The following is a 16,525-nucleotide window of genomic DNA, read 5'->3' as shown; positions in this document are numbered from 1 at the left end:
ACCCACCACCACAGGAGGAGTACCGTGAGTGACTCACGACCCCTGCCCCTGGCCGGAGTACGCGTCCTGGACCTCAGCCAGGTCCAGTTCGGCCCGCAGGCGACCCAGATCCTCGCCGACTTCGGCGCCGACGTGATCAAGGTCGAGCGACCGCGCACCGGCGACATCAGCCGGTCGATCGACACCAGGTCCGACGGCATAGAGGACAGCGCGTCATTCATCTCGCTCAACCGCAACAAGCGCTCGATCGTGCTTGACCTGAAGCAACCGGAGGCAGTGGACGTCGTGATGCGGCTGCTGGCCGACACCGACGTGCTGGTCTCCAACTACCGCGCCGGCGTGGCCGAGCGGATGGGACTCGGGTGGGAGGCCCTGCACGAGCGATTCCCGCGCCTGGTCTACGCCTACGGCACCGGGTTCGGCGACACCGGCCCATTGCGCGACCTCGGCGGCCAGGACATGGCACTGCAGTCGTTCGGCGGAGCCGCCTGGCACAACCGCGGCGACGACGGCCGCCCAAGCATCTATCCTGTCCCGTTCATCGACTTCGGCGCCGGCATGGCACTCGTGCAGGGCATCTTGATGGCGCTGCTCGAGCGGTCGACCTCGGGTCGGGGCCAGCGGGTGGACGTCTCACTGATCGACACCGCGGTGTTCCAGCAGATGCAGGAGATGACCGCATGGATGATGCGCCGCCACGAGATCCACTGGGAACGCGACAACTTCGTTGGAGCCTTCAGAACAGCCGACGGCTGGGTGACGATCGTGGGTCTGTTCCGACCCGAACCCCTGCGCGACGTGTGCACAGCGCTCGGGATCGACGACCTGACCCTGCGCAGCGAGTTCGCGACGGCCGAGCTGCAGCAGCAGAATCGGTCAGCGCTATGGAAGATCATGGACGGCGAGCTGGAGCGGTTCGGCACCGACGAGGTCCTCGAGCGTCTGGGCGAAGCGGGCATCCTCTGCGGCCCCGTCCTCGACTACGACGAGGTGCTCGCGCATCCGCAGGTGGTGCACAACGATGTCGTACGCACACTCGAACAGCCGCGGCTCGGAAAGGTGAAGGTGATCGACAACCCGATCCGGTTGTCAGCCGCGACCGACCGTCGCTACGACCCGGCACCGCTGCTCGGCCAGCACACCGACGAGGTGCTGCGAGCGGCCGGCTGCACGGAGGACGAGGTCGAGGACCTCGTCGCCCGCGGGATCGCCAGCCGCACGGCGGAGGACGCGTGACCGCCCCGGACACGGCCGCGACCGCGGTGCGAACCCGCCGCGACGGCGCCGTGCTCGTCGTGAGCTTCGACCGGCCGCACAAGCGCAACGCGATCGACCTGGCCACGGTGCGAGGTGTCCGGGCGGCGCTGCGGTCGGCGTCGCGGGCAGAGGAGGTGCGTGCGGTCGTGCTGACCGGCACGCCGGTGTTCAGCGCGGGGGCCGACATCGGCACCTACGCTGAGGGAGACCCCGCCGCGATCGCCACGTTGATGGACGAGGCGAACGCGATGTGCGACGAGATCGCCGATTCCCCGGCGCCGGTGGTCGCGGCGGTCGAGGGCGTCGCGCTGGGTGGCGGCTTCGAGTGCGTGCTCGCCTGCGATCTCGTCGTCGCCGCCGAGGACGCCCGCTTCGGACTGCCGGAGGTGGGCCTCGGGCTGCTGCCGGGGTGGGGCGGCACCCAACGGCTCACCGCCCAGATAGGTCCCCGCCGGGCTAAGGCGATCATTCTCCTCGGTGACCGGCTCGACGCTGCCACCGCGGCGGACCTCGGTCTGGTCACCACCGTCTGCGCGTCCGGTGACGCCCTCGCGGTGGCGACCACCATCGCGGAGCGGCTCGCCGCACTCCCCGCGCGCGCGGTCGCCGAGGCGTGCAGGGCAATCGACCTGGCACCGCACGGACGTCGAGAGGAGCGTGCGGCGCTGGACCGGCTCTTCGCCACCACCGAGGCAGCTGACGCGATCCGCGCGTTCGTGGAGAAGCGCAGCAGCCGCTGACCGCGCGCGCACCCCATAGCACCCCAGTGCCACGGGGCGTGCGCGGTCACTTACCGGGCTCCGGGTCTCTCGGCAGGCCCAGCATGCGCTCGCCGATGATGTTGAGCTGCACCTCGGTGGTGCCGCCGTAGATGGTCATCGCGCGGGTGGCGAGCACCGCCCTGTTCCAGTAGCCGGCGTCGCCGAGCTTCATGTCGGCGGCCGTCACCGCCGCCGGGCCGAGCAGTTCCACGGCGGTCTCGGAGACGTGCTGGGCATGGGAGGTCGACAGCAGCTTGCGTACGGAGGCGTCCGCGCCCGGCTCGGAGCCGGCCAGTTGCTTGAGCGTGACCCGCAGCGACAGCGCGTTGATGGAGTGGCCCTCGCACACCACCCCGGCCACCCGCTGCGCCTCCACGGGCGACAGCTCGCGGCCCAGCCGCCCGGCCAGGCCGAGCAGGTCGGGCACGGAGGAGCCGGTGCCGCCCGAGCCGGACGACAACGAGACCCGCTCGTTGGACAGCGTGTTGCGGGCGACCTTCCAGCCCTCGCCGACCTCGCCCACGACCAGGTCGTCGGGGACGAACACGTCGTCGAGGAAGACCTCGTTGAACAGGTTCTCGCCGGTCATCTCCGTCAGCGGCCGGACCGTGACGCCCGGGGCCTTCATGTCGACCAGGAAGTACGTGATGCCCTCGTGCTTGGAGCCCTCGCTGGAGTTGCGGGCGATGCAGATGCCCCACTCGGCCACGTGGGCGACCGAGGTCCAGATCTTCTGGCCGTTGAGCCTCCAGCCGCCCTCGACCCGCTCCGCCTTCATCTGCAGCGAGGCCAGGTCGGATCCGGCGCCGGGCTCGGAGAACAGCTGGCACCAGATCATCTCGCCGCTGAGCGTCTTGGGCAGGAACCGTTCCTGCTGCTCCCGGGTGCCGTACGTGGCGATGGACGGCACCACCCAGGCACCGATGATCATCTGGGGCAGCCGGACCTTCGCGGCCCTGAGCTCCTGCGCGATCAGCACCTGCTCCAGCGGCCTGGCGTCGCGCCCCCACGGCCTGGGCAGATGGGGCATGACGAAGCCGCGCGAGGCGAGCGCCCGCTTCTGCTCCTTGCCCTCCAGCCCGCCCATCTCCGCGATCTCGGCGCGGATCGACTCGCGCAGCTCGCCCGCGCCCTCCGGCAGGTCGATCTCCATCGAGCGGGAGACGCCCTGCAGGGCGAGCGCGGCGACCGTGGCGGCCCACTCGGACGACGGGCCGAGCAGGGCCCGCAGGGTGAGCGCGCGGCGGTAGTAGAGGTGCGCGTCGTGCTCGAAGGTGTAGCCGATGCCGCCGAACGTCTGGATGGCGTCCTTCGCGCACTGGACGGCCGCGTCGGGCGCCATCACCCCGGCGACGGCCGCGGCGAGCTCCAGCTCCTTCGCCGCGCCCGCGGTCGCGCTCTCCGGAGCCTCCACCGGCTCCTCGGGACCGGCTTCCCGCTCCGCCGCCCTGGTGGCGTCCCAGACGGTGGCGCGGGCCTGCTCCAGCGCGACCAGCATGCGGGAGAGCTTGTGCTTGATGCCCTGGAACTGGCCGATCGGGCGGCCGAACTGCACGCGTACCTTGGCGTATTCGGCGGCGGCCGTGACGCACCACGAGGCCAGTCCCGCCGCCTCCGCGCCGAGCACGATGGCCGCCAGGTTGCGGACGTCGGCGACCTCGACACCGTCGAGCACCCGCTCCGCGGGCACGGCCGCGCCCGCGAGCTCGACCCTGGCCACCGGCCTGGTCAGGTCGAGGGAGGGGAGCGCGGTGACCGTGGCGGCGGAGGCGTCGACCACGACCCACTCCTCGCCCTCCGGCGTGGTCACCGGCAGCACCAGCACGTCCGCCAGGGAGCCGCCGAGCACGGGCTCGGCCGTGCCGGAGACGACCAGGGAGCCGTCGTCGTCACGGATGCCGGTAAGCGAGCCGGTAAGTGAGCCGGCCAGAGCGACAGCGCCGGTGAGCGTGCCGTCGGCGAGGCCCTCCAGCAGGTCGTGCCGCTTGGAGGCGTGGATCACCGCGCTCGCCAGCACGGTCGGCACGTACGGGCCCGGCGCCATCCGCTCGGCCAGCGCCTCCACGGCCACGGCGGTCTCCAGCAGCCCGTAGCCGGAACCGCCCGACTCCTCGGGCAGGTGCAGGCCGAGCAGCCCCTGCTCGGCGAGGCCCGGCCAGAACGGCGGGCGGCCGTCCACCTCGGCGCGCAGCAGCTCCGCCGGGATGTTGCGCTCCGCCCAGCCGCTCACCGACTCGCGGAGCGCCCCGTGCTCCTCGCTCAAACCGATCGCCATGCTCATCCTCCAGCCAGGTCCGGCGCCATGCCCAGAACCATATTCTAGAGGATGCTTCTGGCCTAGAGCGGGCGAACCCGCTTCACGATGGTGCTCAGGTCACGCCAGCGCTCCTTGTTCGTCTCGGGGATGGAGGCCATGAGCAGCGTCGGCTTCGTCCTGCCCACCTCGACCACCGTCACCATGGCCTGGGCGACCTGCTCCTTGCCGTCGAAGGTGTAGGTGACCTTGTAGCCGAGCGTCCACCCCTTGCCGACCGGGATCTTCTGCGAGGCCGTCCACGCGAGCGTGGCGCCCTTCGGATATTGCGTACGGATGGTCCAGCGGGCCGCCTCCGTGGCGATCGCGCGGTAGTCGGCGTTGGACGACGGCTTCTTGTCCGGCCCGTCAGCCGGGTATTTCGCCGAGGCGACCAGCGTGTGCGGGATGGCCACCTCGCCGATCCGCTGCGCGACCGAGAACGGCGGGAAGTCCCTGGCCTTCCACGGCGAGCCCAGGCGCGGATACTTGATCCCGGTGTTCTTGTCGGTGATGGTGCCGGTGACCTTGGCCGCCTTGCCGGACAGCGCCGGGAACTTCTTGCTCTCCGGCACCGGCGGCAACACGATCGGGCTCTCGCTGACGGTCGGGCTGGGCGTCGCCGACGGGGTGGCCGAGCTCGGCACGGGAGCGACGGCGACCACCTCCTCCTGCTGCCCCTGGTTGGCGGGCACGTCGCCGGAGAAGACCACGAAGACGAGCAGCACGGCCAGGACGGTCGCGAGGCTGGCGCCGGCCAGGTAGACGACCTTGATCGGGATGTCGCCGAGACCGCGGGACGCCGGCTTGGCCGTGCGCTCCGGCACCGGATGCGCCTGCGGCTGCATGAACGGCTGCGCGGGTGGCGGCTGGTTCGCGGGCGGACGCGGCGGCTGGTGCAGGGGGCGCGGCGGCTGCCGGCCGCCCGGGCCCCCCGGGCCACCTGGGCCACCTGGGCCACCTGGGCCGCCTGGGCCACCCTGAGGCGGGTTCCCAGCGCTCGGCGGCCGACCCCCGCCACCCGGCGGCTGGTTCCCGGCGCCCGGCGGCTGACTCGCGGCGCCCGGGGACTGGTTCCCGGCACCCGGCGGCTGGTTGCCCGCGTTCGGCGGCTGGTTACCGGCGTTCGGCGGCTGGTTTCCCTCCCGGCCCGGCGGCTTGTTTCCGGCGCCTGGTGCCTGATTTCCAGGCCGGCCGGACGGCTGGCCCTGAGGCGGGTTGCCGGGCGGCGGGCCGCCGGGGCGGCTCTGGGACTGCTTCGCGGGCTGGCCGGCGGGTTTCACCGGGGTGGACGACCCCTGCGCCGACGGCCGGGTGATCTGGACCGTCTCCTCGGCGAGACGGCCGATCTGGACCGTCTCCTCGGCGGGCAGGACGATCTTGCGGAACGGGGTGGTGGGTGGATCATGTTCAGGTCTCTGGTCGCCGTCGTCCGCCATGGCCTTGAGATTACGTCACCTCGGCGAGGCATAAATCCTCTATTCCCTTTGCAGAATCTTATTCTGTAAGGTCGGCGAACATGAGGGGTTTCTACGAGATCGCGGCCAACGACCCTGAACGCCCCGCCCTGCTCGGCGACCAGGAGGTCACCTACGGAGCGCTGCTCGACCGGGTGAACCGAGCGTCCAACGGACTGACCGCGCGCGGAACCGGCCCTGGCGACTGCGTGGTCACCGTGCTGAAGAACGGGCTCGACGCCCTCACCATGATGCTGGCGACCTACCAGATCGGCGCGTACCTGGTGCCGGTCAACTGGCACTTCACGGCCGAGGAGATCGACTACATCGTGACCGACTGCGGCGCCACCGTGGTGATCGGCCCGGACGCGCTCACGGTCGGCGAGCTCGTGGCCGGCTCGCCCGCCGTCGCCCCCGAGCGCCGCAGGGCCGGATCGATGATGCTCTACACCTCGGGCACCACGGGCCGGCCCAAGGGGGTACGGCGGCGGCTGCTGGACCTGACGCCCGAGGAGCTGTACCCGATCCTCATGCGCAAGAGCTGGCGGCACTTCGGGCTGCCGGCGGGCGGCGTGCACCTGGTGTGCTCGCAGCTCTACCACTCGGCGCCGTACGGGCAGGCGATGATGGCGCTGCAGTTCGGGCACGCGGTCGTGGCGCCGGAGCGGTTCGAGGCGGCCGGCGCGCTACGGCTGATCGAGCGGCACCGGGTGACGAACGCCTTCATGGTGCCCACGATGTTCCACCGCCTGCTGGGGGTGCCCGATCGGGAGTCGTACGACCTGTCGTCGCTCACCCACCTCTACCACGGCGCCGCGCCGTGCCCGCCGGCCGTCAAGAAGGCGATGATCGACTGGCTGGGGCCGGTGTTGTGGGAGTACTACGGCTCCACCGAGGCGGCCGTGGTGACCATGGTGTCCTCGCAGGAGTGGCTGGCCAGGCCGGGCACGGTCGGCAGGGCGCTGGACGGCATGGCGTTCACGATCGTCGGCGAGGACGGCGGGGAGGTGCCGCCGGGCTCGCCGGGCCAGGTGTACGTCGACGGGATCAACCGGTTCGAGTACCACCGCGACCCCGGCAAGACGGCGGCGGCCATGCGCGGGCGGGCGTACACGCCGGGGGACATCGGCTATCTCGACGGCGACGGCTACCTGTTCCTGCTCGACCGCCGGACCGACCTGATCATCTCCGGCGGGGTCAACATCTATCCGGCCGAGATCGAGGCGGCGCTGCTGGAGCACCCGTCCGTGGCGGACGTCGCGGTGATCGGCGTGCCCGACTCCGAGTGGGGGCAGAAGGTCGTGGCGCTCGTGCAGCCCGCGGCGGGCGTCTCGGGTGGCGCGGAGCTCACCGCCGATCTGCTGCGCCACTGCGAGCCCCGGCTGGCCCGGATGAAGCACCCGCGGATGATCGAATACCGCGAGTCGTTGCCACGCACGCCGACAGGCAAGCTGAGCAGGCGCGACGTCCGCGAAGCGTATCTTTCGAGGTGAGCTGGGCACAGAACCCTGTATGAGGGAGTTCGTCGCAGGACTGGCGGCTGCCGCGGTGGTGCTCGCAGGCTGCGGGTCGGCCCCGCCGTCGCCGGGTGCCGCCACGCCGACAGGTACGGGCACCGCCTCGCCGGCGGAGACCGCTTCCCCGACCGCCTCCCCCACGGTGTCGCGGCTCCCGCTCGAGGCGGCGTACGAGCAGGTCATCACGAACGTCCTGCCGTCCATCGTGCAGATCACCACGAAGGTGGGCCTCGGATCCGGCGTCGTGTTCGACACGGCCGGGCACATCGTCACCAACGCGCACGTGGTCGGCCAGGCCCAGGAGATGGAGGTCACGCTCGCCAGCGGCGGCCCGCCGCGCCCGGCCAGGCTCGTCGAGTCGTTCCCCGCGGGAGACCTGGCGGTGATCAAGGTGGACCGGCCCGACGGCCTGCGCCCGGCGAAGTTCGGCGACTCGTCGAAGCTGCGGGTCGGACAGATCGTCCTCGCCATGGGCAACCCGCTGGGGTTCTCGGGCAGCGTGACGAACGGCATCGTCTCGGCGCTCGGCCGTACCGTCTCGGAACCGCAGTCCGCCGGCTCGCCCGGCGCCACGATCGCCGGCGCGATCCAGACCTCCGCCGCGATCAACCCCGGCAACAGCGGCGGCGCGCTCGTGGACCTGTCGGGTCAGGTGATCGGCATCCCGACCCTCGCCGCCACGGACCCCGACCTCGGCGGGGGCGCCGCTCCCGGCATCGGCTTCGCGATCCCCAGCAACACCGCCACCGACATCGCCGCGCAGATCGTCAAGGACGGCAAGGTCACCAACACCCACCGGGCGGCGCTGGGCATCAGGGGCAGCACGGTCGTCGGCGAGGACGGGCAGCCCTCCGGCGTGGGCGTCGTCAGGGTCGAGCGCGGCGGGGGCGCGGAGAAGGCCGGCATCCGGGCGGGCGACGTGATCGTCTCGATCAACGACGAGGAGACGGCGACCATGGCCGAGCTCTCCGAGGCCATCACGGCGCTCCAACCCGGCGACAAGGTGCGCGTGGGGGTCATCCGCTCGGGCGGGAAGAGGGAGACGATCACCGTGACGCTGGGGCAGCTGCCGGGCGAGTGACCCCGGGATCACTGCTTGGCGGTGAAGACGATCTCGACGCGGCGGTTCTTGGCCCGGTTCTTCTCCATGGGCTTGCCGTCCACCAGGTTGGGCAGCTTGGGACGGCTCTCACCGTACCCCTTCGCCTGGAGCGTCACCCCCGAGCCGGTCAGCAACCGGCGCATGGCCGTCTGTACGGCCTGCGCCCGGCGCTGCGAGAGCGTGACGTTGTAGGAGTCGCTCCCCTGGTCGTCCGTGTGCCCCTCGATCTTGACGACGCCGCCCGCGCCCTCCGCGCCGATCTTCCCGGCCACCTGCTTGAGCCGCTGCTCGGCCTTGCCGGTCAGCTTCCACTTGTCCAGCCCGAACAGCACGTCGCTGGTGAGCGCGACCGTCACCTCGCGGCCCTGCCTGGTCTCGCTCTGCGTGCCGTCCAGCGACTCGACCTCGCCGATGACGTCCTCCACGGGCAGCACCAGGTCCTCGACCGCCCCGGTCGCGTCCGGAGGCGTGCTGGGCGCCGGCGACAGGACGAGGGACACCGCGAGGCTAAGAGATCGGAACATCGGTGAACACGCCGAACATCGGCATCTCGACGTTGATCTTCGTGACGTCGGCGGGCGGGGCGGCGAAGACCGCGTACAACGTGGACGAGTCGCCCTTCTCCAGGAACTGGCCCTGGGTGCCCGAGCACACGCACTCCGCGTCCTCGCCCGTGCCGTTGCGGGCCACGCGGTAACGCTTGGCGTTGACCGGGTCGATCAGGGAGACGCCCTCCACCGTGTAGTCGAGCGGAGCCCCGCTCATGCCGTTGTGCAGGTTGACCTTGCCGTCGAGCGCGGTGACCGTCCAGTTGAGGGTGATCGTCCTGCCCTGGCGCTTGAGCGCGGTGACGTCGACCTTGGCCCTGCCGTGCATGTCGCCGGCGCCGACGTTCGTCTCCTTGGTGGAGATCGCCTCCGTCTCCTGCGCGGGCGCGCTCCGCTGTCCCGCGGACGGGCTCTGCTGCTCCGCGGCGGGGGAGGACGCCGGCGCCTCCGGGGCACTGCTCTGCGGCTGCCTCTCCTCGCCCCCGCCGCCCGGCTGGCCGGGAAGCACGCCGCAGCCCGCCAGTGCGACGGCCGCGAGGGTCAGCGCGATCGTCTTACGCATACCGTGATCACCTTCGTCTTCGGGGATGTGACCCTCACCGTAGGAAAGCGACCTTCAGGATGTGCATAGTCCGCGTCGCCTGCGCGTTTCCCGTGCGAGCCGCTGAGCCTCGGCCTTGCCCGGTTCATCACCGAGGCCGTCAAACTCTCCCATAGCACTCACAAGGGCCTCAAGTGCCCCATCGAGATCGGCCAGGTCGAGCATCGCCCGGGCCAGGGCCAGCAGGGCCTGCGCGGCCCCCCTGCGGTCCCCGTACGAGGTGAAGGTCTTCAGCGCCGCCCGCGCCGAGGCCGCCGCCTCGGCGGGAACCCCCTCCCTCCTGGAGAGCTCGGCCAGCACGAGCAGCACTCCCGCCTCACCCAGCGGGTCACCCAGCTCCCGGTACGCGGCCAGGCTCGCCTCCAGCGGGCCCGCGTCCATGCGCAGCGCGCCGAGAGCACGTAAGGCGTCGGCCCTGCCGCGCCGGTCGCCCGCCTCGTCGAAGACCTGGAGCGCACGGGTGAAGGCCCGCTCGGCCTCGTCCGCGCGCGTCTGGACCAGGCCGAGCCGCAACGTGATCCTGGCCAGCTCCAGCCCTTCGACCAGCGGCTGCGCCGCCCGCAACGCCGCCGCGGCCGCCTCGGTGCGTCCCTCGGCCCTGTGCAGATCGGCCAGGCCGCGCAGCAGCAGCGCCTCGCCCTGCCGGTGACCCGCCGCCCTGGCCGCGTCGAGGCCGGTCGCCGTCGTGGCGTGCCAGTCGTCGTGGTGCGCGCCCAGCTCGAACAGCGGGGTCAGGTAGAACGCCAGCCGCCAGGCGGCCTCGTACAGGCCGGCCCGGGAGAAGTCGTCGACGGTGGCCACGAGGAACCGGCGCTCGGCGCCCAGCCACCGCGCCTCACGCCGTGCCCACCCGGTCTCCAGCCCGGCCCCAGCCGGACCCGTCGGTGCCGAGCCGGTAGCCGAACCCGACAGAGCCGAACCCGACAGGGCCGAACCCGACAGGGCCGAACCCGACAGGCGCCAGCGGCTGAAGCCGGTGTCCCAGTCGGCCGCCTCAGGCGGGGCTCCCGTCCGGCCGGGCGGGTGGATCTCCGTGCGGCCGGTACCGGGCTCCGCGGGCAGGAGGGCGGCCCTGGCCTGCCTCGTCCGCTCCAGGACGGTCGCCGCCCTGGCCTCCAGGACCGTACGGGGGCCGCCGTCCTCCTCGATCAGGCGCTCGGCGGCGTAGAGCCGGGTCAGGTCGTGCCAGCCGTACCGTTCCTGGCCCGCCTCGTCCAGGCCGCGCGACTGCAGCAGGCCCGCCTCCACCAGCGGTTCCAGGTCCGCTCCCAGCACCCACGGCGCGAAGTCCGGCGCGGACAGGGCGCCCAGCTCGCGCAGCAGCCGCCGCTCCGGATCGGGGAGACCGCGGTAGCCGAGCGCGAGGCTGCCGCGTACGGCCAGGTCGCCGGCGCTGAGCTCGTCGAGCCTGCGCCGCTCGTCGCCCAGCCGTCCCGCGAGGTGATCGAGCGTCCAGCCCGGCTTCCTGGCCAGCCTCGACCCGGCGATGCGCAGGGCCAGGGGCAAGCCCCCGCAGAGCCGGACGATGCGCAGGGCCGCCTCCGGCTCCGCACGCACCCGGTCGTGCCCCGTCACCCCGCCGAGCATGGCCACGGCCTCGTCGTCGTCGAGCACCCCCAGCTCGTACGCCCGCGCCGCCTCCAGCCCGGCCAGCGGCGACCGGCTCGTCACCAGCGTGAGGCTGCCGGGACCCGTCGGCAGCAGCGGGCGCACCTGCGCCTCGTCGGCGGCGTCGTCCAGCAGCACGAGCAGCCGCCTGCCCGCCGTCATGCTGCGGTAGAGCCGGACCCGCTCGTCCAGCGCGGGCGGGACCGCGCCGTCGGGGCAGCCCAGCGAGCGCAGCAGGTCTTCGAGCACGGCACCCGGCGGCCGGGCGCCGAGCGCGGCGTAGAGTCGGCCGCCGGGACGCTCGATCCCGGCGGCGGCGTGCACGGCGACGGCCGACTTCCCGCAGCCGGGAGGGCCGTGCAGCACCAGGTGCACGGGCGCGGCAGCCTCCTCGCGGGCCGCCGCGCCGATCCAGTCGAGCACCTGCCGGCGCCCGGCGAAGTCGGACACGTCCGGCGGCAGCTCGTTGACCGGCGCCGCGTCCTCGCGGCTCCGGCGTTCGGCGGAGCCGGGCTGCTCGTCCGACAGCACCCGCCGGTGCGCCTCGGCCAGCTCGGCGCCCGGCTCCAGCCCCAGCTCATCGACGAGCGTGCGCCGCGCGTCCTGGAAGGCGCCGAGCGCCTCGGAACGGCGGCCCGCCTGGTGCAGCGCCTCGATGAGGTGTACCCACGCCCGCTCGCGCAGCGGATGGGCGCCCACCAGCGCCCGCAGCTCCCCGACCACCTCGGCGCCCCTGCCCAGGCTCAGGTCCAGCCGCACCCGCTCCTCGATCGCCGTCAGGCGCAGCTCCTCCAGCGGCACGGCGTACGACCTGCGCAGCACGGACGACTCGACATCGGCCAGCGCCCGGCCTCGCCACAACCCCAGGGCCGCCCTGAACCCGTCTGCCGCCTCCGCGATCCGCCCCTCCTCGCGCCGCCGCCTCGCCTCGACGACGAGCCGCTCGAACCGGTGGCAGTCGACGTCGTCGGGCTCCACGTCCAGCAGGTAGCCGCCGGGCACCGTACGGATGCCGTCGACCAGCTTGCGCAGCGCGCTGACGTACACCCTGAGCACCGACTCCGCCGACGCGGGCGGCCGGTCGTCCCATACCACGGACATCAACCGCTCGACCGGCACCTGCTCGCGGGCGGCCAGCAGCAGCGCCGCCAGCAACGCCCGGTGCTTGGCCGGCCCCGGCGCCTGCTCGCCCTCGACCCGGAGCGGCCCGAGCACACCGAACCGCACGTTCACGTACCTTTCCGCATCACTCGCCCACGGGCCGGAGCGCGAAGGAGTCGAAGCGCACGCGGGCGGGCTCGGTGGCGCCGGAGGCCGCGTGCACGCCGGCCTCGTCGGGCCCGTAGGGGGCGTCGGCGTCGGACACCTGCGCGACCAGGCGTTCGTTGAGCCACATGCGCAGCGTCACCTTGCCCCCGCTCTGGCCGCACTCCGCCACGATGCGGTTGCCGGCCGCCTTCTCCGCATCCGCCGGGCCGAACAGGGTCTGGCCCCGGGTGCCCGTGCGGCGTTTGACGATCGTGACCCTGCCCGAACCGCTCACCGCGAACTCGTAACGGTCACCGGATCGGGCCGAGCCATGGCACCACACACCGTACTCCCCGGCGCCCTCCTCCAGAGTCGCCTTCGCGCTGACGATCACGCCGCCCTCCGGCTCCCGCCGGGGCGCCGACTTCCACAACCGCCAGGACGGTTTCACGGTCAGCTCGTACGCCGGGCCGGCCAGCCGGGCGTTCCCGCCCTCCGACGGGCCGACCGCCCAGGACTCCCCGAACCCGGCCTCGTACGGCCAGCTCACCCGCAGGAGGCCGGGCACGGTCACGGCGGCGGTGACGGCGGCCACGAGCACCGCCACACCCGCCGCCCACGGCCACCGCCGCTTCCCCCGCCGGACCGGCGGCGGCCCTTCACGGCCGTCTCCCGGCCCTTCCGGCGGCCGGGCAGGAGAGCGGCCCTCGCGGCCGTCCCCCGGCCAGACGGGCGGCTGCCCCTCACGGCCGTCCCCGGACCGGGCGGGAGACCGCCCCCCACGGTCATCGCCCGGCCAGGCAGGCAACGGGCCCCCATGGTCGTGCCCCAGCCGGGCGGGAGGCTGGTCCGCGTGGTGGTTCCCCGGCCGGAGGAGGGATCGGCCGTCGGAGGGCTGCGGCCCGGAGGGAGGTTCCAGGACCCGGGTGCCCGGCACGGGGGTGGGGCGGGGGCCGGTGGGGACCGTGCCCGTCCAGGTGCGTTCGACGACTTCGGTGGCGGCGGCCAGGCGGGTGCCCCCCACCAGCTCCGACAGCAGCGCCTGCGCGCCCGGCCGCAGGCGGGGGTCCTTGGCGAGGGCACGCTCGACGATCCCCCTGATGCCCTCCTCCAGCCCTTCCAGCCGGGGCCCGTCCTGCATGATCCGGTAGAGGACCTCCCCCGGAGCCCCGCCCCCGAACGGCAGCCGTCCCGTCCCCGCGAACGCGATCACCCCGCCCCAGGCGAACACGTCGGCGGCGGGTGTGAGCGGCTCCCCGCGCACCTGTTCCGGCGCCATGAAGGCGGGCGTTCCGAGGATCGCCTGGCTGGCCAGGCTGTCGTTGTCCACGAGCTGGGCGATGCCGAAGTCGATGACGCGGGGGCCGAGCGGCGACAGGAGCACGTTGGACGGTTTGAGGTCGCGGTGGATCACCCCGGCCCCGTGGATGGCGCTCAGCGCGGTCGCGATGCCCACCGCCAGCGCCTCGAGGTTGCCGCCCGACAGCGGTCCCTGGTCGTGTACGGCCTGCGCGAGGTCGGGCCCCTTGACGTACTCGGTGACGAGGTAGGCGACCTCGCCGTCGATGCCGGCGTCCAGGACGGGCGCGGTGCAGAACCTGGCCACCCGGCGGGCCGCCGCCACCTCCCGATCGAACCGCCGGCGGAAGGCCGGATCCCGGGCCAGCGCCGGGTGGATGAGCTTGACCGCGGCCAGGCCGCCGGTGGGCGTGGTCGCGAGGTGCACCTCGCCCATGCCGCCCCGGCCGAGGACACGCCGCAGCGCGTACCCGCCTATGACCCGGTCACCGTCCATCGCAGACAGAGTAGCCAGATCCCGGCATTCACCACCCAGCCGACCACCCGGCCCGACCACCCGGCCCGACCACCCGGCCCGACCGCCCGGCGCAGCCGGTCAGGCCGTCGCCGGGCGGTCATGAGCGTGAGGGCTATGCCGCGGCGCGCCGGCGGTCGTGTTCGCGCAGGAAGTCCCGCAGGCCCGCCAGGTCGTCGGTGTTGACGTGGTCCACGTCGGCCGCGACGAGCTCGCGCCAGAGCGCGTCCCGCGCGGGACCGGCCGTGTCGGGGGTGGCCCAGAACCGCACGCGCTGCCCGTCGCGGTGCGCGGTCGCCACGATCTCGCGCAGTTTGTCCCGTTCGGCGGCCGGCATCTCGCCCTCGCCCAGCCAGCTGAAGTGGTTGGTCCAGTTGTCGCTGATCAGCGGGATCAGGCCCGGGTCACCCTGCCCCAGGTCGTCCATGCGCCCGTCGTAGAAGGCGTAGCGCCGCTCCTGGCCGGCCATGAGCTCGCGCGGCCGTTCGCCGCTGACGACCACGGTCACGGCGCCGGGCCGCACCTTGCCCTTGTGGTAGGTGGTGAGCATCCTCTTGTACGCCTTGAGCACCCGGTCGAGCTCGGTGTACGTGGCCTCGCCGTTGTTCTTGATGTCCACGAGCAGCTGGAGCCGCTGCCGGGTGCCGGGGAAGACGCTGCCGTGGCGCACCCGGCGGATCAGCGGGTCGAGGTAGAGCGACTGCAGCGTGCGGCCGGGCCGCAGGTCCTCGGGGTCGTGCCCGACCCGCAGCTCGCCGTCCACCAGGTAGATGTCGGCCTCGACGCTGGTGAACCCGTGGTCGAGCGCGTCAAGGAGCGGCCGCTCGTGCTCGTAGTCGTTGTGCGCGTGGGCACGTGGCAGCGGCTCCGGCCGGCCGTCCGCCTGAGCGGGAGCGGCCGCCAGCAGCATGGTTCCTGCCGCGACCAGCACGCCGAGGGTTCGACGCAACATCGCATCTCCTTGACATGGGAGGTAAGGGATGCGTGACACGTTACGCGTGCAAGTTGTGACATGGGTGACATCTCGCCTAATTGTCGGCGGCCGGCACGCGGCTCACTCGACCAACCGGATGCTGCCGGCCCGGCTCACTCGACGAACTCGATCTGGTGGTCCTCGACCTCGCCGCTGTCGGCCCATCCCGTCGGCGAGTCCACGGGCTCCGCCCTGGCGACCATGCGCAGCCGCATCCAGACGGGGCCGGCGGGCAGCGACTCCGGAAGGGGCCAGGTGAGCTCGGCGTCCTCGGCGCCCTCGCCGACCAGCGTGCTGGCCCGCTCGTCGGCGTCGAAGCGGCCGTCACGGTCGAAGTCGATCCAGCCGGCGACCCTCGACGACGATCCGGCGGTCACGGGCACCGAGATCCTGCACCTCCGGCCGCTGAGCATGCTGCGCTCCTCCCCGGCCTCCATGGCGTCGTCGCCCGTGTCCAGAGGCAGGGCGCGCGGGGTCATGCTCACCGCGTCGGTGTGGTCGTCGCTCACGGACCATCCCAGATGGGAGTCGGTGATCGCGTGCGAGGCCACACCGTACGAGGCAGGCGCGTCCGAGACGTCCTCGGCCAGTGACAGCTTGAACGCCGCCCACAACTGCGACATGGACGCGCCACGCCCCTTGCGCACGTCATGCGCCTTCAGCTTGATCGTGAACGCCCTGACCGTGCCGTTCACCTTGGCCGTCCCGCAGGTGTAGACCACCCCGCAGGTCGTGGAGCGGGCGGGATAGACCCTTTCCGGGGTGATCGCGCCGCTCGTGACCCGGTACCCGGGAAACCCGGCCGCCCAGGAGAAGGTGGGCCTGGCAGGTACGCCGCCGACCAGCTCGACGGCGGGCCAGTAGTCGTCGCGGCGCTTCCTGGACTCCCCCGAGGAGCCGCCCGTGCCGAACACGTGCAGCCGCGGGTCGCGTACGGGCCTGGAGAAGGTGAACGTCAGCAGGGCGACGTCGCTCCACTCGCCGTCCTCGGCCTCGAAGTCCTCGTAGAGGTCGACGAAACCCGCGGACGTCTTGGTGTTGGCCGGGATCAGGTATTCGTCGTCGGGCGCCGCGGGGTTGGCGGACGACGACTCGGCCGACGTCACCCGCGCCGTCCCGATCATCTCCTTGCGCACCGTCACCGTCACACCGGACGGCGTGCGGCCCGAGGCCACCGTGGGCGAGTTGGTGAACGACGATGGCGCGCTGTCGGCACGCGCGACGGGAGCGACCCCCGAAACGCCGACGAACGCCGTGGCCGTGCAGGCCACCATCACGCGAAAAGCCATAATTGCTCCCCCGAAGCTGGTGATCCAGATCTACCGTCCTGCCCGACCCGCGGGCGGC

The 16,525-nt window shown here is 72.7% G+C and carries 12 protein-coding genes; 4 read left to right on the top strand and 8 right to left on the bottom strand.

Going from position 1 to position 16,525, the window contains the following annotated elements; genetic code table 11:
- Window positions 1-24: 24 nt before the first annotated feature.
- On the top strand, window positions 25-1,236 hold the full coding sequence (locus ABGB14_RS10225) for a CaiB/BaiF CoA-transferase family protein (RefSeq protein ID WP_347643342.1): 1,212 nt from the start codon (window positions 25-27) through the stop codon (window positions 1,234-1,236).
- Window positions 1,233-1,997 (top strand): enoyl-CoA hydratase/isomerase family protein, encoded by a 765-nt coding sequence (locus tag ABGB14_RS10220; RefSeq protein ID WP_347643341.1) that lies wholly within the window; start codon window positions 1,233-1,235, stop codon window positions 1,995-1,997. The genes ABGB14_RS10225 and ABGB14_RS10220 overlap by 4 nt, the downstream gene beginning before the upstream one ends.
- A gap of 46 nt (window positions 1,998-2,043) precedes the next feature.
- Here the strand turns inward: ABGB14_RS10220 and ABGB14_RS10215 are convergent, their stop codons facing one another.
- Both ABGB14_RS10215 and ABGB14_RS10210 read right to left on the bottom strand, forming a co-directional pair.
- On the bottom strand, window positions 2,044-4,293 hold the full coding sequence (locus ABGB14_RS10215; RefSeq protein ID WP_347643340.1) for an acyl-CoA dehydrogenase: 2,250 nt from the start codon (window positions 4,291-4,293) through the stop codon (window positions 2,044-2,046).
- Between the two features lie 62 nt (window positions 4,294-4,355).
- Window positions 4,356-5,138, bottom strand: coding sequence for a hypothetical protein (locus tag ABGB14_RS10210; protein WP_347643339.1), 783 nt, complete (start codon window positions 5,136-5,138; stop codon window positions 4,356-4,358).
- Window positions 5,139-5,830: 692 nt separating this feature from the next.
- On the opposite strand from ABGB14_RS10210, the gene ABGB14_RS10205 reads away from it, so the two are divergent.
- Window positions 5,831-7,261 (top strand): AMP-binding protein, encoded by a 1,431-nt coding sequence (locus tag ABGB14_RS10205; protein ID WP_347643338.1) that lies wholly within the window; start codon window positions 5,831-5,833, stop codon window positions 7,259-7,261.
- Window positions 7,262-7,280: 19 nt separating this feature from the next.
- Window positions 7,281-8,366, top strand: coding sequence for a trypsin-like peptidase domain-containing protein (locus ABGB14_RS10200; protein ID WP_347643337.1), 1,086 nt, complete (start codon window positions 7,281-7,283; stop codon window positions 8,364-8,366).
- Between the two features lie 8 nt (window positions 8,367-8,374).
- On the opposite strand, the gene ABGB14_RS10195 is transcribed toward ABGB14_RS10200, so the two are convergent.
- The 6 genes from ABGB14_RS10195 to ABGB14_RS10170 all read right to left on the bottom strand — a co-directional run bounded on the left by ABGB14_RS10195 (window position 8,375) and on the right by ABGB14_RS10170 (window position 16,467).
- Window positions 8,375-8,887, bottom strand: coding sequence for an OmpA family protein (locus tag ABGB14_RS10195; protein WP_347643336.1), 513 nt, complete (start codon window positions 8,885-8,887; stop codon window positions 8,375-8,377).
- Between the two features lie 7 nt (window positions 8,888-8,894).
- On the bottom strand, window positions 8,895-9,497 hold the full coding sequence (locus tag ABGB14_RS10190) for a hypothetical protein (protein ID WP_347643335.1): 603 nt from the start codon (window positions 9,495-9,497) through the stop codon (window positions 8,895-8,897).
- A gap of 54 nt (window positions 9,498-9,551) precedes the next feature.
- On the bottom strand, window positions 9,552-12,377 hold the full coding sequence (locus tag ABGB14_RS10185; protein ID WP_347643334.1) for a BTAD domain-containing putative transcriptional regulator: 2,826 nt from the start codon (window positions 12,375-12,377) through the stop codon (window positions 9,552-9,554).
- A 13-nt stretch (window positions 12,378-12,390) separates the two neighbouring features.
- Entirely contained in the window at window positions 12,391-14,187 is a 1,797-nt protein-coding gene (locus ABGB14_RS10180) for a protein kinase (protein WP_347643333.1), read from the bottom strand.
- A gap of 133 nt (window positions 14,188-14,320) precedes the next feature.
- Window positions 14,321-15,157 carry a phosphatidylinositol-specific phospholipase C/glycerophosphodiester phosphodiesterase family protein gene (locus ABGB14_RS10175; protein WP_347643332.1) on the bottom strand — a complete coding sequence of 279 codons (837 nt, stop codon included), beginning with the start codon at window positions 15,155-15,157 and terminating at the stop codon, window positions 14,321-14,323.
- Between the two features lie 134 nt (window positions 15,158-15,291).
- On the bottom strand, window positions 15,292-16,467 hold the full coding sequence (locus tag ABGB14_RS10170; RefSeq protein ID WP_347643331.1) for a GEVED domain-containing protein: 1,176 nt from the start codon (window positions 16,465-16,467) through the stop codon (window positions 15,292-15,294).
- Between the last annotated feature and the right edge of the window lie 58 nt (window positions 16,468-16,525).

It is taken from the genome of Nonomuraea sp. B10E15, assembly GCF_039871615.1.
In the GTDB taxonomy this organism is placed as follows: domain Bacteria; phylum Actinomycetota; class Actinomycetes; order Streptosporangiales; family Streptosporangiaceae; genus Nonomuraea.
This window is presented reverse-complemented; position numbering and strand designations above follow the sequence as displayed.